Annotated in this window: 12 protein-coding genes; 3 read left to right on the top strand and 9 right to left on the bottom strand. The window is 71.9% G+C overall.

Going from position 1 to position 24,740, the window contains the following annotated elements; genetic code table 11:
* Positions 1-305 precede the first annotated feature (305 nt).
* Positions 306-1,949: a trypsin-like serine protease gene (locus QK440_RS03490; RefSeq protein ID WP_282791432.1), complete on the bottom strand. Its 1,644-nt coding sequence runs from the start codon at positions 1,947-1,949 to the stop codon at positions 306-308.
* A 584-nt stretch (positions 1,950-2,533) separates the two neighbouring features.
* Between QK440_RS03490 and QK440_RS03485 the strand changes: the two genes are divergently transcribed.
* A complete protein-coding gene (locus QK440_RS03485; RefSeq protein WP_282791431.1) occupies positions 2,534-3,130 on the top strand; it encodes a hypothetical protein in 597 nt (198 codons plus the stop codon).
* Positions 3,127-4,593 carry a M1 family metallopeptidase gene (locus QK440_RS03480; RefSeq protein WP_282791430.1) on the top strand — a complete coding sequence of 489 codons (1,467 nt, stop codon included), beginning with the start codon at positions 3,127-3,129 and terminating at the stop codon, positions 4,591-4,593. The genes QK440_RS03485 and QK440_RS03480 overlap by 4 nt, the downstream gene beginning before the upstream one ends.
* 1,642 nt (positions 4,594-6,235) lie before the next feature.
* Here the strand turns inward: QK440_RS03480 and QK440_RS03475 are convergent.
* The 6 genes from QK440_RS03475 to QK440_RS03450 form a co-directional block, all read right to left on the bottom strand.
* A complete protein-coding gene (locus QK440_RS03475; RefSeq protein ID WP_282791429.1) occupies positions 6,236-6,400 on the bottom strand; it encodes a hypothetical protein in 165 nt (54 codons plus the stop codon).
* The gene (locus QK440_RS03470; protein WP_282791428.1) at positions 6,397-7,371 is read right to left on the bottom strand and encodes a hypothetical protein; all 975 of its coding nucleotides are present in this window, start codon (positions 7,369-7,371) and stop codon (positions 6,397-6,399) included. The genes QK440_RS03475 and QK440_RS03470 overlap by 4 nt, the downstream gene beginning before the upstream one ends.
* A gap of 474 nt (positions 7,372-7,845) precedes the next feature.
* Positions 7,846-8,238, bottom strand: coding sequence for a hypothetical protein (locus QK440_RS03465; RefSeq protein ID WP_282791427.1), 393 nt, complete (start codon positions 8,236-8,238; stop codon positions 7,846-7,848).
* Between the two features lie 459 nt (positions 8,239-8,697).
* Positions 8,698-9,519, bottom strand: coding sequence for a DUF1963 domain-containing protein (locus QK440_RS03460; protein ID WP_282791426.1), 822 nt, complete (start codon positions 9,517-9,519; stop codon positions 8,698-8,700).
* 131 nt (positions 9,520-9,650) lie between these two features.
* The gene (locus QK440_RS03455; protein ID WP_282791525.1) at positions 9,651-10,109 is read right to left on the bottom strand and encodes a GNAT family N-acetyltransferase; all 459 of its coding nucleotides are present in this window, start codon (positions 10,107-10,109) and stop codon (positions 9,651-9,653) included.
* Positions 10,110-10,358: 249 nt separating this feature from the next.
* The gene (locus QK440_RS03450; protein WP_282791425.1) at positions 10,359-10,571 is read right to left on the bottom strand and encodes an MbtH family protein; all 213 of its coding nucleotides are present in this window, start codon (positions 10,569-10,571) and stop codon (positions 10,359-10,361) included.
* Positions 10,572-10,835: 264 nt separating this feature from the next.
* On the opposite strand from QK440_RS03450, the gene QK440_RS03445 reads away from it, so the two are divergent.
* The gene (locus QK440_RS03445) at positions 10,836-11,966 is read left to right on the top strand and encodes an alpha/beta hydrolase-fold protein (protein WP_282791424.1); all 1,131 of its coding nucleotides are present in this window, start codon (positions 10,836-10,838) and stop codon (positions 11,964-11,966) included.
* Positions 11,967-12,050: 84 nt separating this feature from the next.
* Here the strand turns inward: QK440_RS03445 and QK440_RS03440 are convergent, their stop codons facing one another.
* Together QK440_RS03440 and QK440_RS03435 are read right to left on the bottom strand one after the other, a co-directional pair.
* Positions 12,051-13,760, bottom strand: coding sequence for an ABC transporter ATP-binding protein (locus QK440_RS03440; RefSeq protein WP_282791423.1), 1,710 nt, complete (start codon positions 13,758-13,760; stop codon positions 12,051-12,053).
* Positions 13,747-24,729, bottom strand: coding sequence for a non-ribosomal peptide synthetase (locus QK440_RS03435; protein WP_282791524.1), 10,983 nt, complete (start codon positions 24,727-24,729; stop codon positions 13,747-13,749). The genes QK440_RS03440 and QK440_RS03435 overlap by 14 nt, the downstream gene beginning before the upstream one ends.
* Positions 24,730-24,740 lie beyond the last annotated feature (11 nt).

The following is a 24,740-nucleotide window of genomic DNA, read 5'->3' as shown; positions in this document are numbered from 1 at the left end:
ACCCACTTGCCGTGTATCGCTGCGTGGCCAGTGCACGCAGCGGTGATTCGATACTTGTAAAAGTCCGGGTTGTTGGTGAAGCCACACTTCAGGTTCGCCTTGTGACCGCCGTTGGACGACCACTTCTTGCACTTAGGAACACTCATTGCTCCGGCCGGGCTCGCCGTGAACATTCCCGCCATCAAGGCCATTCCCGTGACGGTAGCCACGCCGGCCATGCGAAGGGAGCGCATGTTTTCTCACTTTCGCGTAATCCAGTGTTGACCAGGTTGCACGGCGAACCGCGCTCTCCAGATCGTCGGGGTCTATGGGGCGACGAGCTGGTTTTCCTTGCCGATTCCGGAAGCGTTTCCTTCGGTGTACAGGCTGAGTTCGCCGTCGGACCAGCGGACGACCGTGTCGTCCGGCCAGGGGTTGGCGCTGAAGTCCCCGCCGGTGACGAGCTTGGCGTGGGTCCAGAGCTGGTTGGGGGCCTTCCACTGGTGCTCGCCCCAGGTGTCACCGGTGCCGGTAAAATCGTCGTAGAGGGTGAGTTCGCCGTCCGACCAGCGCACGACGAGGTCCCAGGTGTTGCCTTGGGTATAGTCGCCGGAGCCGATCTCGACGGCGTGCTTCCATAGCCTGTTGGGGTTGACGACCTTGATTTCTTTACCGAGCTTGTTGCCGTCACCGGTGTTCTGGTAAACGGTCAGCTCACCGTCGGACCACCTGACTACGAGGTCGTCCTGCCATTTGTTGCCGCCGTACCAGCCCGCTGTGATCGCTTCGGCGTGCTTCCAGGTGGCGTTGGGGGCGACCAGTTGGACCTCGCCGTGGAAGCCCTTCTCGTCCACCGAGGGGTACAGGGTTACTTCACCGTCTGACCAACGCACGATGAGGTCAGAGCCGTTGTCCCCGGTGAAGTCGCCGGCGACGACTTGCTTGGCGTGGTCGGCCCACAGCTTGTTGGGCTTTTTGACCGTGAATTCCTTGTCGAAGTAGTTCAGGCTCTTGTCCGCTCCCCGATAGATGCTCAGCTCACCGTCGGACCATTTGACGAACATGTCCATGCGGTCCTCCGGCACCTGCCCCTTCAAGGCGAAGTAGCCCGAGGCGATGTCCGTGGCGTGTTTCCACGTCGAGGCCGAAGGCAGCACGATGGGGGTCGGCTTCTTCCCGGCCGCGGCGGCGTCGTAGATGTGCTTGAGGTCGTTGTCGAAGTAGGACGAATATGAGGTGTTCGGGCTGTGGCCGCCGGTCTTCCAGCCGCCCGTCACCCCGATGACCCGGGGCTCCTCGCTGCCTGCCGTGATGAAGGGGCCGCCGGAGGTTCCGGAGACATATCCGTCACAGTCGATCTGCGAGAAGGTGCCGCCCTTCCAGCCATCCGCGTTGCCCGTGGTGTACTTCTTCATGGGCGATATGCAGTCCAGCGGGTCCTGTTGGGGCTTGAACCCCGGGTAGCCGATCACGCGGGTCTTGGGGTGATCGAAGCCAGTGTTGTAGCCGATCTTGATGGCTCCGACGACGTCTTGGAGCTTCTTGCCGTCGCTGCGGGCGCCCGTCTTGAGGAAGGCGAAGTCCAGTCCGGTGTAGTCCTTGTCACCACCCCGGCGCATGTAACGGGGGTCGGCGTAGATCTGCCCCTTGGCGATGGGGAAGATTCCGTGGGGCCGGGGCTTGCTCTTGCTGTGCTGCGGGACGAAGACGAGCTTCTCCTGCCGGTCACTGCTGTCGAAGCAGTGCGCAGCGGTCAGCACCATGTTCTTCCCGGGAGACGGTACGACCGTGCCGCCGCAGAAGCGGTAGAAGAGGTCGCCGTTCTCGTCGCGCTCAGCCCAGTAGAAGGTGCCTACTTCCTTGATGCCCTTGAAGGGGTGCGAAGGGGAACGCAGCGCCTTCTGGCGCTCTTCCGGCTGCAGTTGCGCCTCACGGGCCTGCTGCTCCTCGACTGGATCAGCCTGGTCCATGCGCTCTGGCGTCCAGAACTTCTCCAGCTCGTCGGCCGCATCCCCGGGTGTCTCGTCCGGTTCGGACTCGGAGGGCTCAGGAGCAGAGGGTTCAGGGGCGGAGGGTTCAGGGGCAGAGGAGGACGGGGCTCCGGGCCGGTCGGTTGATGGGGCCGGGCTCGCAGTCCCTGCGGGTGCGGTTCCCGGTGTGGGAGTAGGTGATGTCTCCGGCTTGCTGGCCGCTGGGGCCGGGTGCGTGTCGCTGGGCGTGGGATCGGCCCAGGCGGGTGCGTGGATGGTAATCGTGGCAGCCACGGCGGCCATGACTGGCAGGCTGTGTCTCAGCCTCAACTCTCCCCCTCGTACGGACGTGCAGGCCCTGGTCACAGGCCCACGAAGCTCAAGATCATGGATCACGCCACGCCCCACGTCCATGTGATGCTGAGTAAAGATTCTTTTACATTGCGTGAGACAACCTCGGGCAGGCCGGAGCGTTCTACTTGATCGCATTGCGCGATTGATGGGAGAGCACGGTAATGAGCCCACGTTGGGGTAAGGGGCGTGGAGGGCGGCATGCAGCCGCGGCCGCCGTCGTGACTGCGGGCATGCTGGTCACCTCGGCGTGCGGATCCGACAGCACACCGCGGCCCGCAGGAGAACGTCCCTCCGGCTCGCCCGGCCGACACACGGAGGCAACGCCCGGCTACAAGCGCGCCTATGCCGCTGGGTACGCCGAAGGACGCAAGGTCTACGACGAGGGAGGCAAGGGCGCAGCGGTACGGGAAGTGGTGCACGGGGGCTGCGCCCGCCGTGCCCTGGATGCTGGCGCCCGCGCCGACGGGGACCGCGGGTCGTGGGTGAAGGGCTGCCAGGACGCGGTGACGGGCGCACCGAAGGATCCGCCGACTCACCCGATGAGCAAGAGGGAAGCGAATCCCGCGCTCTTGCGGGACTTTCGCGCATGGGCGCGCGCCAAGGGCGACGCGGAGCTGGCCCGGCGCAGCGACCAGCTCTTCACCGTCGAGCTCGCCGGGCCCGACTACGACGTCGAAGTGCGCACCGACTACACCTCACACGGCCAGGCCAGAACCTTCGCCCGCACCTTTGCGGACTGGTGGGACAAAGACGACGGCCGCGGCGTCGCACGCAGCGTCCTTGTTCTCGACATACACAACCGGCGCATCGCCACCCAGCCCCTGTGAAGGAGCTTCTCAGCGTTCCCCGCCCTGCGCGCTGGGCGCTGACCGCGGTGCTGCTCGCGGCCATGACCACGGCCTGCAGCGGTTCCACGTCACATTCCACCGAGTCGTCGGTGCGTGACGCCAAACCCGGGGCGGTCGGAGTCGGTGATGCCCTCTTCCCGGCACTGGGCAACGGGGGTTACGACGCCTCCCACTACGCTCTCAGCCTCGACTACGTTCCTGAGACCAATCATCTTCAGGGAACCGCGACCATCACTGCGCGAGCGACCCACAACCTGAGCCGGTTCAACCTCGACCTCGCCGGACTCAAGGTGCTTACCGCCACGGTGAACGGCACGGATGCTCGCTTCACGCGCACCCAGAACGAGCTGACGCTGACGCCGACAAAGGCGATCAGGAACGGTGAGGTCTTCAAAGCCGTCATCAGGTACAACGGCACGCCCAAGATGATCGAAGACTCCGACGGAGGCGTCGAGGGCTGGATCGAGACGGACGACGGCTCGACCGCCCTCGGCGAGCCGACCGGGTCCATGACCTGGTTCCCGGGTAACCATCACCCCTCCGACAAGGCCACCTACGACATCACCGTCAGCGTGCCCAGGGACGAAGACGGCGACCCGTACGACGTGGTGAGCAACGGGGAGTTGCTGAAGGAAGAAGACACAGGTCGCCGGGTTACCCGGAAATGGCACAGCGACGAACCCATGGCAAGCTACCTCGTCAACGTCACTGTCGGATACTTCGAGATCCACAAGGGCTGGACGTCCGACGACCTGCCCGTCTACGTCGCCGTCGATCCAGACGAGACCGAAGACGCCGAAGGCGTCCAGGACTTGGTGCCCGAGATCACCGACTGGGCCGGCGGACGTTTCGGGCCGTACCCCTTCTCCTCCGTCGGTGCCGTCGTCGACCACCTTCCCGACCTCCGCTACGCGCTGGGGACCCAGACCAAGCCGTACTTCGGTGAGGCACCCGATGACACGCTGCTGGTCCACGAGATCGCACACCAGTGGTTCGGCAACTCGGTCACTCCGCGCCAGTGGAACGATATGTGGCTGAACGAAGGGTTCGCCACATACGCGGAATGGCTCTGGCAGGAGGACCACGGCGGCAGGAGTGCCCAGAGGGTCTTTGATTCCTTCTATGACGGCACCCACCCCGAGAGCGAAGGCATATGGGATTTCCCGCCGACCGATCCGCCCAGTGCCGACAAGGTTTCCGACTCACCGGTCTACGGTCGAGGCGCCATGACGCTGCACAAAGTGCGCGAGGCGGCCGGCGACAGGATCTTCTTCGACATCATCCGGACGTGGACGAAGCAGCACCGTCACGACAACGTCGACACGGAAGATTTCATTGCGCTGTGCGAAGCGAAAGCGGGAAAAGATTTGACTCAGCTCTTCGATACGTGGCTCTTCAGTGAGCGAAAACCTGCCGACCAGCGTACCGAGATTGCGCGATAGCGCGCTGTCGGATCGAATCGTGAGGACTCGGAGTCGACAGCGCGCATATCACTGAAAGCTCGACAGCGTACTGATCCGGAACCGCTACCCGTGATGTCCATGATGGGTGGCCACCTTGTACACGCCGGCCTCGCCATGAGGAGAGCATGTCGCACTGGAAGTCTTACCGCTCTTCACGGTCTTCCACTCTCCATAGATGACAAACTTGCTCCCGCCGGGCCGAATGCAGGTCACCATGGCACGTTGCCGGGATGTCGACGAGACAGGATTTCCCGAGCATTTACTGTGCCCGGTGTAACCCGTCACCCACCGGTCGCAGACGACACGAGCGCGCTCAGCTTCTGCCACGGGAGCATCATCTTCCACTACTCCACCGTCGATCCATGTGGTGACGGGCCCGGGTGCTTCATCAGCGTGTACTTCAGCAGTGAACCCAACCAGCAGTCCAACCGCCGATGCCCCAGCCAATGCCGTCGTCGCTATCTTCCGTCTGATCATACCTACCCCTTAGTTTTTCGCTGACGGGAAGACATTGCCTCCCTAAGAGCGAAGATGGCCACTACAGGTAACAACATTTACGGGGATGGGAGCAAGTCATTCCGGCACAGGCCGGTGAGATCAACATCTCATGCCGCTTGGCTGGCAAACGTCTGGCGGTAGTGACGTTTGGGCTATATGGAGCTCGTTATCTGCTTTCTGGATTGCGGCGACACGATGGTTCGCCCTCTCTTCGCGCCCAAGGCCTGTCCCGCAAGCGCTTTGAGAGACGTGATCCGCCATCGCGTAAGGGTTGGATCTCTATTCCGACGCCAGGAAGGGTAAAGCAGATAACCAGACCGGGCAGCTCCCCGACGGCCACGCGGCAGCGGCCCTCGGCGCGGGTCTGCGCGGCAAGGTCGGACCAGGCGCGGGCCTGGCCGCGCTCGTCGCGCGCCAGGATCGCGCGCTGCAGGATGGCGGCGTGGGATCTGCTTTTCCCAGCCGTCATCGTGCGCAGCCCACTCGACGGCGGAGTACAGGTCGCATGCACGCGTGCAGGGCGCGGCTGCTGGTTCCCTTCAGGGCCCGAGGGCGTCACGTCTGGGGGCCGGTTGGCCGGGATCGTTACGTGGCTGGGTGAGCTGGGTGCCCCGCTCCGACGCCGAGCTCCTGGGGATCGTCGAGGTGCCGGTCGGTCCTGCACAACCATCGTTCCGCGGGCGGTTCGGGGCTGCGCCCGAGCCTCGCGGCTGCCGCTCCGGAACCAGGCCGCTCCCGGGCGATGCAGCGGCGTGCCGCCGCTGGTCCGTCGGCGTGGACGCCTTGGTGGGGACGTGTGGGGTGCCGTTGGCCGAGGTGGCCGCCAGTATGGTCGTACGGCCGCTGGGTTCGATGCGGATGATGGGGATGGCCTTGTCCTGGGGGCTGCCGTCCCCTCCGATGGTGAATCCAGCCGCTCGCCCCCGGCAGCGCCCGCTTCTCGCGCAGCGCGGAGAGGGTCCGGTAGATGTCGGCGGCGGTGGGATCGGACACGGCACGGGTGATACGGATGGTCCTGGCCGCTGTCATCAGGGCGTCGTACATCATGATCGCCCGACCGTCCTCCAGGTCCCTGTGCGGGAACGCGGTGGCGAAGGTGCCGTTCCGGAAGGGAGCTACGGCCTCAGGGTCGAACGCCTCGGGGGGCGGCGTCCCAGGCCCCGGGGTGGGCCAGGCCGGTGTGGACGAGGTCGATCCGGCCCGTGCGCAAGGTGGCGGTCAGCTCCGCGGAGCCGAAGCCGTCGGTGCGGGTGGCCATCACGGTGTCGTCACCCGAGAGCACAGTCATAAGGCGATCCCGGCACGGCCGGTCGGCGAGCGCGGTGAGGAAGGCGGCCAAGGAGGTGCCGCGGCGGCGAAGTAGACGACGTCGGGCCGGGACGTGCACAGACCGGCGAGCCGGACGCGAAAGTGCTCGGTGAGCGAAGGCTGCGGGGAGTCAAACAACAGGGGCTCCTCGCCGACCAGCCGGCCGGCCGGTATACGGGCGCGGAACTGTGTGACCGGGGTGCTCGTGCACTGGTCCCCGGTGTCAACGTCCTGGACGAACAGGAACTTGTCGTCGGCGCGTTCGCCCACCGACAGGAACCGTACGGCGGCGGCCGGCTGGTCGGCGTTGACCGGCGCGACCCGCACCAGGGCGGGGGTCCCCGACCAGGAGTCCGCGGTGAGAACCGAGCCGAACGCGGGCAGGACTCCGGCCGTCAGCTTCCCGACCATGTCCTGGCTGGAGGCGGTGCTGCCGCCCAGACCAACCACGGCCACGATCCGGTCGGCGCGCCGACGGCCGAGCACGTGCCCAACGGTGTACTCGCGTTGCTCGGTGGTGCCGCCGGTCTGGGCGAACAGCAGCCGGAGCCCCGCGCCCCGCGGCGAGGCGTTGGCCTGGCGCTGGGCTAGGTAGGCACCCTCCAGGTCATGGCGGACGGATTCCATCAGGCCGGTGCCGTCGTGCTCCGCGGTGATCGGTGCCATGTAGACGACGGACACGAACGGCCGTCCGCCGGACGCGGCGGACGCGTCGACCACGCGGTGGTTCTCCGCGATGATCCGCGTCAGCACCGGCGCCAGGGTGCTGGAGGACCCGAGGTTGCGGGGTGAGGGCGAGCCGTCGGCCAACAGACCGACGCAACCGCGGGTCCTGTCGTCCCCGGTACCGCGCAGGCCCTCGGCACAGACGAGGCCCGCCGACGTTCCCGGCTGCGGTGTATCGCCGACGACTAGGAGGGCGGCGAGGACGGCCAGCGCGACGGCCCCCACCCTGCCCCGGCTGACCCTTCGGCAACGGCGCGTGGGACGTGCCGGGCCGGAGCCGCTCATACCCCCCACCGTCCGGGACGGCCAGGCGCAGCACCTCGTCCACGCCGGGCCGCCGAGCGGGGTTCTTGGCCAGACAGCAGGAGACCAGGGCACGCAACGGGTCAGGTACACCCGCCAGTTCGGGATCCTCGTGCACGACGGCGAAGGCGACCGCGATCGGCTCGACGCTGGCGGCGTCGGAGTCCTCGAAAGGGCTGCGGCCCAGGGCGGCGAAGGCGAGCACGCTGCCCAGTGCGAACACGTCCGTCGCCGGCGAGACCCCGTGGGGTCCGTGCAACTGCTCGGGCGCCATGAATGCCGGGGTGCCGACCATGCTGCCGCTGCGGGTCAACGCCCGGCTCTGCGTCACAGACCTGGCGATGCCGAAGTCGAGCACTCGGACACCGTCGTTCGCCAGCAGGACGTTGGCCGGTTTCAGGTCCCGGTGCACGATGCCCTGCCAATGGATGTCGCGCAGCGCCTCCGCCAGTTGACCGCCCAGTCGCGCGATGTCCACCATCGGCAGCGGGCCGCGGGTGCACGCACGCGCGCAGCCAGGGACTCGCCGACGACGTACTGGGCGGCCAGCCAGGGTGGGTCGCCGTCTGGATCGGCATCCACCACGGACGCGGTGAAGGCACCGCTCACCCTGCGGGCCGCGGCCACCTCACGCCGGAACCGGGCCCGGAAAAGCGGGTCGTCGGCGTACTCGGGGCGAATCACCTTCAGCACTACCTGCCGCCCCGCGGCACTGCACGCCAGGTACACGATTCCCATGCCGCCGGCCCCCAGCCGGCGTTCCACGGTGAACTCCCCGATCCGCCGCACCTGCGGCAACGTACACAGCCCACCGCCCGGCGACCGGCGCCCTCCGGTTCCCGTCACACGTTCGAGTAAATTCCAGCACGCTGTGCAGGGTCAGTGCCGTCATGCGGCTGGACAAGCGCTCCCGCGCAGCCCTCCTCCGTAGGCGCCCTGTAGCCACCAGCGGTCCCGGCGGGTCGGCGGACATATATAGATGTTCGCCGACCCGCCGGGACCCCGGACAGGCCAGGGGCCTGGACGAGGCTGCCCTTCGCGGCCTGCTGCTCCGCCGAGCCCTCCGCCCGAGCCACGGGAGGGCGGGCTCCGCATTCCCGGCCACCGGAGCGGCCCCGCGATCCGGTGGCCGATGAACCACCCGCCTCCCGGCGGTCGTGGGCCTGCCCTGGAGCACGACGACACAGACCGGGTGGGCGTGGTGGGAAGCGGCTGATGAACGTTGTCGGTGGGTCCTACCCCGCGCGGTCAGGCCATTTCGACGTAGAGGTGGACCCGGTCGAAGCGCCGGGCCGCCACGTCCTGGCGGCGGACTACCCAGTGGGCCACGCCGGAGTCCAGCTCCGTGACGTCGTCGCCGCACCTCCAGGTGGCCAGGAGGGCCCAGTCGTCGGCGTCCTCTCCGTGGGCCGGACCGCCCTGCTCGGAGGGGCCGGTCTCCTCGGGGCCACGGGCGTAGTGGACGGGGTCGTTCTGGGGCGAGACCGGGTGGCCGCCGATCTGCAAGGTCCAGGGAGGGCGGTAACCGCCCACGCGTGCCCAGGCGTCGCTGAGTTCGTCGGCGAGGTCGAACTGCTCGTCCTCGGGGGTGTCGCCCCATCTGTCGAGGGCGTAGCTCTCCGGCATCTGCGCGCTCGGCTGGTGCCACACCGTACGGAGCTCACGCGGCCGGTACGGCTCGCGCCGGCTGTGTTTTAGAGGGCTCGGGGTTGTCGGGGTCCCGGCGGGGACGTACAGCACCGCGTCGGGCACCTGTCCCCCGATGCTGTCCACATCGGTACCGGAGAAGAGCAGCAGATGGCCGTCGGCGGGGAGCGGGAGGCCGGTGACGCCCGGCGGGAAGGCCGCGAGGTCGACGGAGGCCACGAAGGGACTGGACGGCCTCGGCACGCCGTGCGGCAGCACGGGGTCGCCGCCGACTCGGGCCGCGAGGGGACCGTCACCGCCCTCCGCCAGGTACACCGCCGGACGGGCGACACGTATCCATTCCTCCACCTCCTCCGACGGCAGCCCTTGGGACGCCGCCTCGGCCCGGAAGCGGTTCACTCTGTCCATGCTCGCGTCGGTCACCGGGCCACCCTAACGGGCGTCACGGACGGGCAGCGGCGGGGGCCAACTCGATGGAAAGCAAGGCGATTTGGTGCCGCTGACCTGGGCGTGCCGGAAGGCGGCCGGCGCCGCTGCGCCGCGCAGGCCCGGGGTCACACGCTCCTCATGAGGACCCGCGCGTTGCGCCGCGGGTCCAGGGAGGCCGCCCAGGCCGCGGGCGCGAGACCGGGGGCCGTGGGTGCGAAGCCGTAGCGCAGGAACAGCCCGCCGCCGCCCGTGGTCGCCGTGAACAGCGAGCCGAGCGCCTGGGCCCGCGCCCGGGCGAGGACGGCGCGCAGCAGCCCGGCCCCCACGCCGCCGCCCTGCCGGTGCCCGGCGACGCAGAAGTTGTACACCACGCCCGCGGGCAGGCCGTCCGCCACCTCGGCGGCCGGGTACGCCCGCAGGCCCACGCAGCCGCCGAAGGTGCCGTCGCGGTCCACCACGACGAGGAAGTCGGCCGCCTGGGCGGCGTAGAGCGTCAGGGGCCGCTCCCGCAGGGCCCCGGTGCGCACGAAGGGCTGGGACAGGGCGGCGAGCGCGGCGGCGTCCTCCCGGCGGGCGGTGCGCACGAACAGGGTCGGCGCGGAGGGTGCGTGCGGGTGCGGGCGCGCGTACGGGACAGTGCGCGGCGTAGCCGTGATCAAGGCTTTCCTTCCTCGGTTCCACGGTCGGAGGACGGCTCGTCGCCGTGTCGTCCGGCGAGACGTGGAAGTAAGGCCGGCCTGACCGACGACCGGCGTGGTGCACGCCCCCGGACCACCACTGTGCCATCCGCCCCAACTGGCGGTCGTCCCGGGGCCCTCGGGCGCGGCGGGGACTCAGGCGCCCATGGAGGCCACGAGGGACGCCGGGCGCAGGTCGGTCCAGTGGGACTCCACGTACTCCAGGCACGCGTCGCGGCTGTCCTCGCCGAAGGCGACGGTCCAGCCCCCGGGCACCTCGGCGAACGACGGCCACAGCGAGTGCTGGCCCTCGTCGTTCACCAGGACCAGGAAGCGGCCTTCGCTGTCGTCGAACGGGTTGGTGCTCATGCTGGTGCCTCCTCGGGCGCGGCCACGACCGCCGTGCCGGAACAGTGGATTCGGGATCGCCGACAGATGTCGGGATGGAAGGGCAAGCTCACCTTAGGTTAGGCTCGCCTAATCATCGATGAGCCTAATATTTTCCCTGCCCACCCACAAGCTTGCCCCTGCGACCTGCCTCCCCCCAGCTTCTCTCCCCCTCCCCTCCCCCTGACAAGTCCTGAAGGGTTTCCGACAAGCCCTGACAGGCTTTCCCCTGACAAGGAGACGCTCATGCGCGAGCCGGCCACGACCGGTACCGCCCCCGGCCGCCCGGCCCAAGCGGACGCTCCCTTCGCGGAGTTCGGACTGCCCGGCGAGCCCGGCACCGAGGAGTTCTGGGCCGCCGCCGGGGCCCCCGCGTCGGTCCCGGCCGACGGGGGCGGCTGGCTGACGCTGTTCCTGTGGCGCGGGGAAGCCGCCCCGACCGTGCACTTCGAGAGCTGGTCGGAGCCGGTGCCGCTGCGCCGCTGGGGCGCCGGCGACTGCTGGTACGCCACTGTGCGCACGCCCGCGCGGCTGCGGGTGACGTACCAGTTCCGCGTGGACGGCACGGACCACGCCGACCCGTTCAACCCGGCCGGCGCGGGCCTGGACCGGTCCGTTGCCGCCACCCCGGACGCCCCGGCGCAGCCGCACTGGCCCCTGGTCGGCGCCGACGACGTCCTGCCCCTGCCGGAGACCCGGGTGCGCTGGAACAGCGCGCGGCTCGGCGGGCGGCGCACCGTGCGCGTGCACCCGGCGGGCGGCGGCGGTCCTGTGGTGCTCCTGCTCGACGGGGACGACTGGCTGTATCTGCACCCGGCCGTGACCGCGTTCGACTCGGCCGTCGCCGCCGGGGACATGCCCCCGGTCACGCTCGTGTTCCTGCCGGCCAAGGACAGGGAGGCCGAGTTCACGTGCCGCCCCGAGCTGTGGGAGGCGGTCCGCGACGAGCTGCTGCCGCTGGTGGCCGGGACCGGCGTGCCCGCCGACACCGAGCGCCTCGTGGTCGCCGGGCAGAGCCTCGGCGGGCTGAGCGCGCTGTACGCGGCGCTGGAGTTCCCGGAGCTGGTGTCCCGCGTCGCCTGCCAGTCGGGGTCGTTCTGGTGGACGCCCGGCGCGCCGCGCGCGAAGGACCCGTTGGGCGGCCCGGTGGGCGGCGCGGTCGCCGCGCGCCTGCGGGAGCGGCCCGACCTGTCCGGGCTGCGCGTCGCGTTCGACGTCGGGGAGCACGAGACGCGGATGCTGCCCCACTGCGAGCTGACCGAGGCCCTGACCCGGCAGGCCGGGGCGGCCGTGCGGGTCTCGCGCTCGCCCTCCGGCCACGACCGCGCGGGCTGGCGGCACGCCCTGCTCCGGGACGTCGCCTGGGTGCTCTCCTGACGGCTCCGGGCACACACGCCGGTGGGCCGTGTCCCCTCCGCTGTACTGCGGACGGGACACGGCCCACTGTCGTACGCGCTCAGCTCACCGGGCCACGGCCAGGCAGTACTCCTCGTTGGTGGCGAGCAGGTTGCGGTGGGTGTCCTCGGCGGTGACGACTCCGTCGTCCAGGACCAGGACGCGGTCGGCCGCGTCCAGGAGGGCCGGGCTGCTGGTGATCACGACGGTGGTGCGGCCCCGGCGCAGCTTCGCGACGTTGCGGGCGATGAGCTGCTCGGTGACCGCGTCCACGGCCGTCGTCGGGTCGTGCAGGACGAGGATGTCCGTGTCGGCGGCCAGGGCGCGGGCCAGGGAGAGCCGTTGGCGCTGGCCCCCGGAGAGGTTCGCGCCCCGGTCGCGGACGCCGTAGTCGAGGCCCTCGGGGTGCAGGGCGACGACGTCGGTCAGCATGGACGCCTCCACGGCCTCGTCGACCGTGCGGCTGGTGCCCGAGGGGTCGATGTTCGTCCGCAGGGTGCCCGCGAAGATCTCTCCGTCGTACGGGTTGACCAGCATGTGCTCGCGGACCGCCTCCGTCGACAGCTCGGCGAGCTCCTGGCCGCTGATCCGTACCGCCCCGTCGTACGCGTGGGGCGGGACCTTGGCGGCCAGGACGGCGGCGAGGTCGGCGGCGGCCCGCGGCTGGTAGGGGGCGATGGCCACGAACTCCCCCGCGGCCACGTGGAACCTCACCTTGCGCAGGGCCCCGTGGCGGACGCAGTCGAGCTCCAGGTCGCCGCCCGGCGCCGGGCGCCCCGGGCCGGGGACCGTCACCGGCGGGGCGTTGAGGACCAGGGCCATCCGCTCGGCCGACGCCCGCGCGATCATCACGTACTTGGGCATCTCCGAGAACATCTTCAGCGGTTCCATGATGAACTGCGCCAGGCCCACGGCCATCACGAGCTCGCCCACGGTGATGCTGCCCTCGAAGGCCAGCCACCCGGCCGTGATGGACACGGCGGCGGCGAGGACCGCGTTGAGCGCCAGCGCGGTGCCCGCGTAGACGCCGTTCACCCGGGCGACGGTGATCGCCTGGCGTTTCGCCTCGGTGCTGACGCCGCGGTAGGAGGTGAACGCCGCGTGGTTGCCGCCGAAGCCGTGCAGCGGGCGCAGGCCGGTGATGAGGTCGGCGACCTTCGCGCCCGCGCGGGCCACCCGGGCCTGCTGCTCCTGGGTGCTGGAGCCGATCCGCTTGGACATCACGCTCAGGACCGACAGGATCCCGACGGTGCCCACGATCACCAGCAGGCCGAGCCGGAGGTCGGCGAGGCCGAGCGCCACCGCCGCGACGACCACCGCGACCAGGGAGCTGACGAGCAGCGGCACCACCTCGATGATGTCGGCGGTCTGGTCGGCGTCCTCGGTGGCGATGGTCAGCACCTCGCCGGACTTGAGGTCGACGTCCCGGGCCACCGGCTGGAGGCCGCAGCCCGCGACCTTCACCCGCCAGCGGTGCGCCTCGGTCGTGTTGGCCTTCTGCAGGATGCGCATGCCGAACCGCCACGACAGCGACACGGTCGTGATGATCACGGCGAGCGCGGCGATCGACAGGCCGAGCGCGCCGAGGCTGCGGTCCTGCATCGTGTGCTCCACGATCAGGCCGAGCGCGATCGGGAAGGCCGTCTCCCCGGCCTGGTAGAGGCCCATGAGGACGGTGCCCCAGGCCATGGCGCCCACGTTGCGGCGCAGTGCGGTCCGCAGGATGTCGGACCCCGGTCGGGGCCGCTGCGTGTCGGGCGTGTCAGGAGTGGTCATCGAGGTGGCCGGCAATCGCTTCGGGGGTTCGCAGGGTGAACAGGTCGCGGATGGTGATGACGGGGCCGAACTCGCGGCGGAGCAGCCCGATGAGGCGTACCGCCAGCATCGAGTGCCCGCCGAGGGCGACGAAGTCGCTCACCGCGCTCACCTCGTCATCATCCAGGTCCAGGGCTTCGGCGAAGAACTCGCACACCACGGTCTCGGTCTCGGTCCGCGGGCCGCGCTCCCCCGCCGTGGTCAGCGCGCCCAGCGGCTTCGCCTCGGGCAGCGCCTTGGTGTCGGCCTTCCCGTTCACGGTCAGCGGGATGCTGTCGACCTCGGCGTAGTGCGTCGGGCGCAGGAAGTCCGGCAGTCCGGCGCCCACCTCGGCGGCGACCGCCGCGAGGTCGGCGCCGTCGAGGACGAGGTAGGCGGCGAGCCGGTACGCGCCGTCGACCTGCGGGTCGGGCTGCGCGACCGCGGCGGCGAACCGCACCGCCGGGTGGGCGGCGAACGCGGCCTCCACCTCGCCCGGTTCGACCCGGTGGCCGCGGATCTTGACCTGCTGGTCGGTGCGGCCCAGGTACATCAGGTTGCCGTCGGGCCGCCGGACCACCAGGTCCCCGGTGCGGTACATCCGCTCGCCGGGCGCGCCGAACGGGCACGCCACGAACCGGTGGGCGCTCTGCGCGGGCTGCCCGAGGTAGCCGCGGGCGATGCCGACACCCGCCACGTACAGCTCGCCGGGGACGCCGTCGGGCAGCGGCCGCAGCCACGGGTCGAGGACGTACACGTCGGTGTTGTCGATGGCCACGCCCACCACCGGGTCCTGGCACTCGAAGGTGCCGACGCCGAGGGTGTTGATGGTGTACTCCGTGGGCCCGTACAGGTTGTAGCCGACCGTGCCCCCGGTCTCGGCGAGCCGCCGCCAGAGCGTCGGCGTGACGGCCTCGCCGCCGAGGAGCACCAGGGCCGGGCGCCGCTCGGGGTGGTCGAGGAGGCCCTCGGCCACCAACTGCTGGGCGTACGTGGGGGTGACGTTGATGACGTCGATCCCGTACTCCAGGCAGTAGGCGACCAGGCCGGGCGCGTCGCGGCGCAGCTCCTCGTCGCAGATGTGCACCTCGTGGCCGTCGGCGAGCCACAGCAGCTCCTCCCACGACATGTCGAACGCGAACGACACGGTGTGGGCGATCCGGAAGGTGCGGTGGCCGTGCTCGGCGAGGACCGGTTCGAAGATGCGGCGCTGGTGGTTGATCAGCATGTTGGTGAGACCGGCGTACTCGGTCACCACGCCCTTGGGCTTCCCGGTCGAGCCGGAGGTGTAGATCGTGTACGCGGGGTGGCGCAGCCGGTCCGGGTCGTCGGGCGCGAACGTCGTGTACGGCTCGGCGTCGGGCAGCGGGCGGTCCAGCTCGATCAGGTCCCCGGCGCCGATCAGGCCCCGGGCCGCGAACAGGTCACCGGTCAGGCGCGGTGTCACGGCGCTCACGGTGAGGACCACCTCAGGGCGGGCGTCCTCGACGATGGCGGCGATCCGCTCGTCGGGGTGGTCCAGCTCCAGGGGTACGTACGCGGCGCCGACGCGCAGCACCGCGAACAGCGCCACGATCGAGTCCAGGGAGCGCGGGATCGCGAGCCCCACGGCCGTCTCGGGGCCGATGCCGCGCCCGGCGAGCACGCCCGCCACCGCGCGGCTGCGGTCCCGCAGCTCGGCGAAGGTCATGGTGGCGCCGTGCGCGACGAGCGCCACCCGCTGCGGGTCGCGGTCGGCGGCCCGGTCGAAGCGGTCGACGACGGTGTCCGTGCCGATGTCCGTGCGCGCCGCGGGCCGGGGCTCCGCGCCCAGGCCGGGCAGCGCGCCCACCGGGCCGGTCGCGCGGGCGAGGTCCTCCAGGACGCGGACGTAGTCGTCGAGGAGGCGGCGGGCGCCCGCGGTGTCGCCGTCGCGGTGCTCCAGCTTGACCGTGAGCCGCTCGCCGGGGGTGACGACCCAGGTGAACGGGTAGTGCGTGGAGTCGTCGGCCTGCACCGAGGTGATGCCGTGCCGGGAGTTCATCGCGGCGAACGCGTCCATGTCCAGGAAGTTCTGGAGCACGAACAGGTTGTCGAACAGGGTCTCGTGGCCGCTGGCGCGCTGGATCTCGCCAAGGCCCAGGTGCTCGTGGTCCATGGCCGCGACGCGGGCGGCCTGCACGGCCTCCAGGTACTCGCGGACCGTGTCGCCGGGCCGGGCCCGGGTCCACTGGGGCACGGTGTTGAGCAGGACGCCGACGACGTCCGCCAGGCCCTCGCCGTCGCGGCCGGAGACGGTCACGCCGAACACGGCGTCGGCGCGGCCGGTGCGGGCGCCGAGGAGCAGGCCGAACGCCCCGGTGAGCACGGAGTTCAGCGTGACGCCGTGCGCCTTGGCCGCGTTCCGCAGCAGGTCGGACTGGTCGGCGGTCAGGGTGTGCACGAGCGCCCGCGGCAGTTCGTCGGAGAGGGCGGGCGCGGGGCCGGCGAGCAGCGTCGGGCCTGACAGGCCCGCCAGGTGCTCGGCCCAGAAGCGCTCCGAGGCCGCCGGGTCCTTGGCGGCGAGCTCGCGGGCGTGGTCCTCGAAGCTCGGCGTCGCCGGGGCCGCGTCCAGCGGATGGCCCGCGAGGACGGCCTCGTAGGCGTCGAACAGGTCCCGCAGCACGATCTCGCGGGACCAGCCGTCCCACAGCAGCAGGTGGTAGCTGAGCAGCAGGCCGTCGCGGCCGTCGGGCAGCCGCACCACGGTGAGCCGGATCAGCGGCGGCCGCCCCGGGTCGAAGCCGGTGTCGCGGTCGCGGGCGCGCAACGCGTCGACCTCGGCGTCCGTCGTCAGCTCGACCGTACGCACCGGCACGCGGCGGCCCGCCGCGAGGACCTGGACGGGGTTGCCGTCGTCGTCGGTGGCGAAGCCCGCGCCCACCACGGGGTGGCGGGCGATCACGTACGCCATCGCCTCGGCGAGCGCGTCGGTGTCCAGGCGCCGGTCGAAGCCGAAGTAGCTCTGCGCGACGTAGTGGCCGGCCGAGCCCGCCATCTGGGCCTGGAAGAACAGGCCGCGCTGGAGGGGCGTGACCGGCGCGGTGCGCTCAGCCGTCGCGGAGGCCTCCGCGACCTGCTCCAGGGCGTCGAGCCAGTGCCGGGTGAGGGCGTCGGGGACGCCCTCGGCGAGGGTGAAGGCCGCGTGCAGGGCGCCGGTGGCGGCGTCGGTCCAGGCGTTGACCTCGACTGCGTACGGGCTGCCCTGGTCGCCGCCGGTGATCCGCAGGGCCTCGGACTCGTCGCCGCGGCCCAGGTAGTTGAAGAGCACCTGGGGGCGGGCGGTGAGCAGCGGGGCCGTCTGCGGGTTGAGGTAGCGGAGCCGGCCGTAGGCGGCGTGGCCGTCCTCGTCGGGCTGGCGCTCGGCGACCTCGCGGGCCGCCGCGACGGGGTCGGTGTGCGGGTTGAGCCGCATGGGCGCGATGGCGGTGAACCAGCCGACCGTGCGGGTGTAGTCGTGGTGTGCGAGGGCCGGGACGCGGCCGTGGCGCTCCAGGTCGACCGCGAGGTCGGTGGGCGCGACCTGGATCCGGGTCAGGGCGGCGCGCAGCGCGCCGCACAGCAGCTCGGTGAGGCCGACGCCGAGGGCGGCGGGCGCGGTCCGCGTGACGCGGTCGCTCACGTCGGGCGCGAGGACGACCGTGGTCTCGCGCAGCCCCTCGGCCGGGGGCAGCGGCGTGGGCGCCTGGAGGGTGGTGATCCAGTGGCCGAGGTCGTCGACCGCCTGGGTGGACCGGAGCGCCAGCGCTTCGGCGTACTCGGCGTAGGACGTGGTGGGCGGCGGCAGGTCCGCCCCGCTCATCGCGGTGGCCAGGTCGTCCAGGACGATCAGCCAGGACACCGCGTCGACGGCGAGGTGGTGCGCGGTGACCACCAGGGTCCGGCTCGCCTCCAGCCAGGCGAAGGCGACGACGTGCCCGGACTCGGGGTCCAGGCGTCCGGCGGCGTCGTTCGCCACGGCCGTCGGGTCGGTCGCGTCCGTGCGGACGACGGTGACCTCGCGCGCGGGCTCGACGCACGGCGCCCAGACGCCGTGCTCGACGCGCAGCCGCAGCCGCAGCGCCGGGTGCGCGGCGACGACGGCGCGCGCGGCGCGCTCGACGTCGGCGAAGGCGGTGCCCTCGGGCGCGGTGAGCGTCCGGGCCTGGGCGAACCGGGCCAGGGAGCCGCCGAGGTCGCGCTGGCGCAGCATGATCGGCGTGGGGGTGAGCGGGCCGTCGTCGCGGCGGGCGGCCGCGGGCGCCGCGGCCTGCGGCGTCCGGGCGCCGAGGTGCTCGGCGAGCGCGCGCGGCGTCCGGTGCAGGAACACGTCCTTGGGCGCCATCGCCAGGCCGAGCGCGCGGGCCCGGTTGATGAGCGTGATGGCGACGATGCTGTCGCCTCCGGCGGCGAAGAAGTCGGTGTCGGCGTCCACGGCCGCGCCGGGCAGGGTGTCGGCGAAGACGCCGACGACGGAGGCGAGGACGGAGTCGGTGGCGTGCCCCGTCAGGGGCGCGGACCACCGCGCGTCCGGCGACGCCGCAGCCGTGGCCGGGGACGCGGCGGTACCGGCGCTCTCCGCGGCCCGCGCGGCCAGCGCCTTGCGGTCCAGCTTGCCGTTGACCGTCAGGGGCAGCGCGTCGGTCTCCAGGACGCGGCTCGGCACCATGTGCACGGGGAGCTTGTCCGCCAGGCGGGCCGCGAGGTCGCCGGGTGCCCGGCCGACGACGTGGGCGACCAGGTGGTCGCCGCTGTCCGCCACGGTGACGGCCACGTCGACGACGCCGTCGAGGTCCCGGACCGCGGCCTCCACCTCGCCGAGCTCGATGCGGAACCCCTTGAGCTGGACCTGGTCGTCGGCGCGCCCGGCGAACTCCAGCTCGCCGCCGAGGGTGCGCCGGGCCAGGTCCCCGGTGTGGTACATGCGGGAGCCGTCCGCGGCGAACGGGTCGGCCACGAACCGGCCCGCGGTGAGGCCCGCCCGGCCCAGGTAGCCGAGCGCGACCTGGTCGCCGGCGACGTAGATGGCGCCGACGCGGCCCGGCGGCACCGGCCGGAGCCGGTCGTCGAGCAGATAGGTGGCCAGGCCGGGGATCGGGCCGCCGATGGGGCTGGCGTCGTCGCCGCGGGCGAATTCCTCGTCGGTGAGCACCCGGTGGGTGACGTGGACGGTGGTCTCGGTGATGCCGTACATGTTGACCAGCTCGGGCGCGGCGGTGCCGTGCCGTTCGACCCAGGGGCGCAGCCGTCCGAGGTCGAGGGCCTCGCCGCCGAAGACGATCCGGCGCAGGGCGGTGACCGGCTCCCCGGCGTGCCGGTCGGCCTCGATGAACTGGTAGAAGGCCGACGGGGTCTGGTTGAGCACGGTCACGCCGCGCTCGCGGACGAGCCGGTGGAAGTCGACCGGCGAGCGGGTCAGGGCGTACTCCGGCAGCAGCAGCTCGGCGCCGTGCGCCAGCGCGCCCCACAGCTCCCAGACGGCGAAGTCGAAGGAGTAGGAGTGGAACTGCACCCATACGTCGTCGGGGCCGAAGTCCATGGCGGGCCGGGTGTGGGCGAGCAGGGTGACCACGCTGGAGTGCGGGACGACGACGCCCTTGGGGCGGCCGGTCGAACCGGACGTGTAGATGACGTACGCGGGGTCGTGCCAGTCGGCCGCGGCGGGCGGCGGCGGCTGCTCGTCGGTGCGCGGCGGCTCCTCGCCCTGGACGAGCACGCGGGCGGGCACGCCCGCGCGGGCCAGGAGCCCGGTGAAGCGGTCCCGGTGGTCGCGGTCGACGAGGACGACCTGGGGCGCCGCGTCGGCGAGGACGTACTCCAGGCGCTCGTCGGGGTAGGCCAGGTCGAGCGGTACGTACGCGCCGCCCGCGCTGACGACGGCGACCAGCGCGACGACCTGCTCCAGGGAGCGGGGCACGGCCACGGCGACGCGCTCGCCGGGCGCGACGCCGGCGGCGCGCAGGGTGGCGGCGAGCGCGTTCTTGGCGTCCGCCAGTTCGCCGTAGGCCAGGGAGCGGGTGGTGCCGTCGAGGGCGCACTGGGTGACGGCGGTGGCGGCCGGGTCGCGCTCGGCGGCGGCGTCGAACAGGCCGGCCAGCGTGGTCGGGGCGACCGGCGCGGGGCGCTCGGCGGCGGGCGCCAGGTCGGCGACCGGGCTGTCGGGCCGGGTGAGCAGGCCGGTCAGGGCCCGGGTGAAGGCGTGCAGGATCGTCCGGGCGCCGTCCTCGCGCAGCAGTTCGCCGTCGTAGATCAGGTTGAAGCGGGGGCGGCCGTCGAGGGCGCGCTCGACCACGAGCGTCAGCGGGTAGTGCGGGGCGCCCTCGTTGACGAGGCCGGAGACGACGAGCGTGTCGCCGGGCCTGCGCAGGGCGGTCACGTCGGTGGCGACGTCGAACACCACCAGGGTGTCGAAGAGGGAGCCGGAGCCGGCCTGGCGGCCGATCCGGGCCAGGGAGACGTGCTGGTGCGGCAGTACGGCGCTCTGGTGCTCGCGCACGGCGGCGAGCAGGTCGCGCGCGGTGGTGGCGGCGTCCCAGCGGGCCCGTACGGGGATGGTGTTGATGAACAGGCCCACCATGTCCTCGATGCCGGGCACGTCCGCGTCGCGCCCGGAGACCGTGGAGCCGAACACCACGTCCTGGCCGTGCAGGAGGCCGCCGAGCGTCACCGCCCAGGCGCTGTGCACGGCGACGCTGAGCGGCACGCCGGCGGTCCGGGCGGCGGCGTCGACGTCCTCGGCGGGCTCCAGGGCGACGTCGGCGAACCGGTCGGAGGGGGTGTGGCCCTCGGCGACCAGGGAGGGGCCGGGCAGGTCGGCGAGTTCCTCGCGCCAGACGCGGTCGCTCTCCTCGTCGTCGCGCTCGGCGAGCCAGCGCACGTAGTCGGGGAAGCCGCCGAGCGCGTACACCGTGCCGGGCGCGTGGTACTCGGCCAGGAGCGCGCGGAGCATCGGCGGCACCGACCAGCCGTCGGCGATGATGTGGTGCACGGTCTGTACGAGGACGGTGCGGCCGGCGCCCGCGCGGATCAGCGTGCAGCGCATCAGCGGCCCGGTGGCCAGGTCGAACCCGGCGCGCCGGTCCCGCTCGGCGTACGCGCGGACCTCGGCGTCGGTGATGCCGGGGCGGTCGAGGGTGGTGAAGGGCGCCTCCACCCCGCTCTCCAGGACGGAGACCACGCGGCCGTCGGCGAGGGCGACGAAGCGGGCCGCCAGGTTGGGGAAGAGCGCGAGCAGGCGGGTGGCCGCGGCGGCGAGCCGGTCGGCGTCCACCTCGCCCTCCAGGGTGAGGAGTTGCTGCTCGACGTAGGAGCCCGCCGCGTCGTCGTCGAAGACGGAGTGGAAGTACAGGCCCTCCTGGAGCGGCGTCAGCGGCAGGACGTCGCGCAGCGCGGGCCCGTCAAGCGCGTCGACGTCGGCCTGGGTGAGCGGCACCAGGGGGAAGTCGCTCGGGGTGTGACCGCCGTGCTCCAGCGCGGCGAGGCCGGCCAGGGCCTCCTGGTAGTACCGGCCGAGGGTGGTGATGTCCTCGTCGGTGAACATCCCCTCGGGCCAGGAGACCGTGGTGACCAGGTCGTACTCGCCGCTCGGGGCGGGTTCGGCGATCGCGTTGAACTCCAGGGCGCGCGGCAGGCGCATCCTGGGGTCGCGCTTCTCGCCGAGCTGGCCGGTGGTGGTCGCGAGCTGCCAGTCGCCGGGCGCGCCCGCGTCGAAGCGGCCCAGGTAGTTGAAGAGGACCTGCGGTGCGGGGGCGTCGAACTCCGCGCCGCCGAGGTAGCGCAGGGCGCCGTAGGAGATGCCGTTGTCCGGCACCCGCGCGAGGTCCTCCTTGACGGCCTTCAGGGCGGCGGCCAGGTAGGCGGGGTCGGTCGGGTCCGTGGCCGCGCCGGGGTCGACGGTGACCGGGAACAGGGTGGTGAACCAGCCCACGGTCCGCGACAGCTCCGGCTCGAAGCCCGCGCCGGCCGCGACGAACCGGCCCTCGCGGCCGTGGCCCTCCAGCTCGATGTGCGCGAACGTCTGGTCCTGCCCGAGGTCGCGGCGCCAGCGGGCGAGGGTGACGGCGAGCGCGGTGAGCAGGACGTCGTTGACGCCCGCGTGGAACTTGGCGGGGACGTCGCCGAGGAGCGCCGCGGTGACCTCGGGGCCGGCCGCGACGGTGCGTATCCGCTCCCGGGCGACGGTGTCGGCCGGTTCGAGCGCGCGCCGGCCGATGGGCGCGTCGGCTCCCGGCAGCGGCTGCCGGTAGTACGCGCCGTCGGCGTCGGCCGCCGCCCGTTCGAGCAACTGCGTCCAGCGCCGGAACGACGTGCCGACGGCGGGCAGGTCGACGGGCTCGCCCGCGGCCACCTGCCGCCAGGCCGTGGCCAGGTCCTCCATCAGGACGCGCCAGGACACGCCGTCGACGACCACGTGGTGGGCGACGAGGACGAGCTGGCGGTCCGCGCGGCGCCAGACGGCGCGCAGCATGACGCCGCCGTCCGGGTCGAGTCCTTCGGTGGCGAGCGCCACGCACGCCTCCAGCGGCAGGTCGCTCTCCTGCCATCCGACGGTGGCGCCGTCCGCCTCGGGGATGTCGAAGCTCCAGCGCTCGCCGCGCACCAGCCGGGCGCGGAGCATGGCGTGCCGCTCGACGAGGGCGGTGAGGATCGTGTCCAGGGCCTCGGCGGTGAGCTCCGCCGGAGTGTTGAGGACCACCGACTGCACGAAGCCGTCGACGGCGTCCGTGGTCGCGCCGAGCCACTGCACGATCGGCGACCCGGCGACGGGGCCGGTCGCGGTGTCGGCGTGGTCGACGGCGGTGACGTCCTCGCGGCTCGCCACCGCCGCCAGGGCCCCGAGGACGCTGTGGGTGAAGATCTGCCGTGCCGTGACGTAGAGGCCCGCGTCGCGAAGGGCGCTGAGCAGCGAGATGGCCAGGATGCTGTCGCCGCCGAGCTGGAAGAAGTCCTGGTCGACGCCGACCCCGTCGAGCTGGAGGAGCCCGGCGACGGCCGCGCACACCAGGCGCTCGTTCTCGGTGGCGGGAGGCTGGAACGCGCCGGTGCCGAGCACGGGCTCGGGCAGGGCCCTGCGGTCGAGCTTGCCGTTCGCGGTGAGGGGGAACTCCTCCATCACGACGACGTGGGCGGGCACCATGTACTCCACCATGTGCGCGCCGGCCCAGGCCTTGACGTCGTCGGCGCGCAGGTCCTCGCTGCCGGCGGCCGGGATGACGTAGCCCACCAGGTAGGTGCCGCCCGCGGCGTTCTTCTTCGCGACGACGCAGGTGTGCCGCACCGCGGGGTGCTCGGCGAGGCCGGCCTCGACGTCCTCGATCTCCAGGCGCATGCCGCGGATCTTGATCTGGTTGTCGGCGCGGCCGAGGAAGTCCAGGGAGCCGTCCGGGGCGAACCGGGCGAGGTCGCCGGTGCGGTACAGCCGGGAGCCGTCGTCGGCGAAAGGATTCGCCACGAACCGCGATGCGGTCAGGCCGGGCGCGTTGACGTAGCCGCGCCCCAGCAGGAAGCCGCCCACGTACAGTTCGCCGCCGACGCCGACCGGGACCGGGCGCAGCTCGTCGTCGAGGACGTAGAGCTGGGTGTTGGGGTTGGCCTTGCCGATCGACGTCGACAGGCGTTCGGCGGCACCCCGGTAGACGACGTGCGAGACGCCGATGGTCGTCTCGGCGGGGCCGTAGCCGTGGTACATCGGGATGTCGAGCTTGGTGCGGAAGCGCTCGTAGAGCTCGGGGGTGAGCACCTCGCCGCCGCACCACACGTGCCGCAGGCTGTCCAGGCGCCCGGAGTCGCCCGCTATCTCCAGGAGGACATCCAGCATGGACGAGACGAGGTAGGTGAAGGTGACGCGCTGCTCGGCGATGACGCCGAGCAGGTGGTGCGGGTCGCGTTCGCCGCCCGGCCGCAGGACCACGAGGCGGCCGCCGGAGACCAGCGGCAGGAAGATCTCGTTGATGGAGATGTCGAAGGACAGCGGCGCCTTGAACAGCGAGGCGTCGTCGTGGCCGAAGCCGAGGACCTCGTGCACCTGCCACAGCAGGCGCTCGCTGATGGCCGCGTGCCGGATCATCGCGCCCTTGGGGCGTCCGGTCGACCCGGAGGTGAAGATGACGTAGGCGAGGGCGTCGCCGGCCGGGGTGATCCCGGTGCCGCCGGTGGGGTGGGAGCCGTACGCCCAGGCGCCGAGGTCGACGGGGACGGCGTCGGGCTCGCCCGGAGCGTGTTCGCCGGTGGTGTTGAGCTGGAGCACGACGCGGGCGTCGTCGATGACGACGGCCCGGCGCGCGGCGGGCCACTGCGGGTCGAGCGGCACGAAGGCGCCGCCCGCCCGCAACACGGCGAGGAGGCCGATCACCATCTCGGCGGAGCGGCCCAGGGAGATGCCGACGACCTCCTCGGCGCCGAGGCCGCACTCGATCAGGTGGTGGGCGAGCTGGGCGGAGAGCTCGGCGGCCTGACGGTAGGTCAGGGACCGGTGCTCGTCGATGACGGCGACGGCGTCCGGCCTGCTGCGCACCTGCTCCAGGAACATCTCCACGACGGTGGGGCGGACCCGCTCGGCGTGGGTGTCGTTCCACTCGGCGAGGGTCGCGAGCCGCTCCGCCACGCCGACCGGGCTGATGGTGCCGAGCGGCCGGTCCGGGAAGTCGGCCAGGTCGTCCAGGGCGCGCTGAGCCTGCTCCGGCGCGACGCCGTCGGGCACGGTGATGCTCCGGCCGTCCGCGCCGACCTCCCAGCCGGCGGGCGCGCGGCCGCCGTTGTCGACCCAGCCGAGGACGTCCGCGAACAGGGTGTTCGGGGTGAGGTCCAGGCCGTCGGGGCTCGCGCCCGTCGCCCAGTACGCGAGCCCGACGGCGCACGCTTCGGCGATGGTCCTGTCGGAGTGGTCGCCCGTGCGCCGGCGTATGTCGGCCGGCCCCGTGGCGGGGAGCAGTACGCGACGAGCGCCCGGTTCCATCGTCGAAGACT

This window comes from Streptomyces sp. CC224B (assembly GCF_030010595.1).
GTDB lineage: Bacteria > Actinomycetota > Actinomycetes > Streptomycetales > Streptomycetaceae > Streptomyces > Streptomyces longispororuber.
The sequence above is the reverse complement of the archived record's forward strand: the minus strand, read 5'-3'. Positions and strand labels throughout refer to the sequence as shown.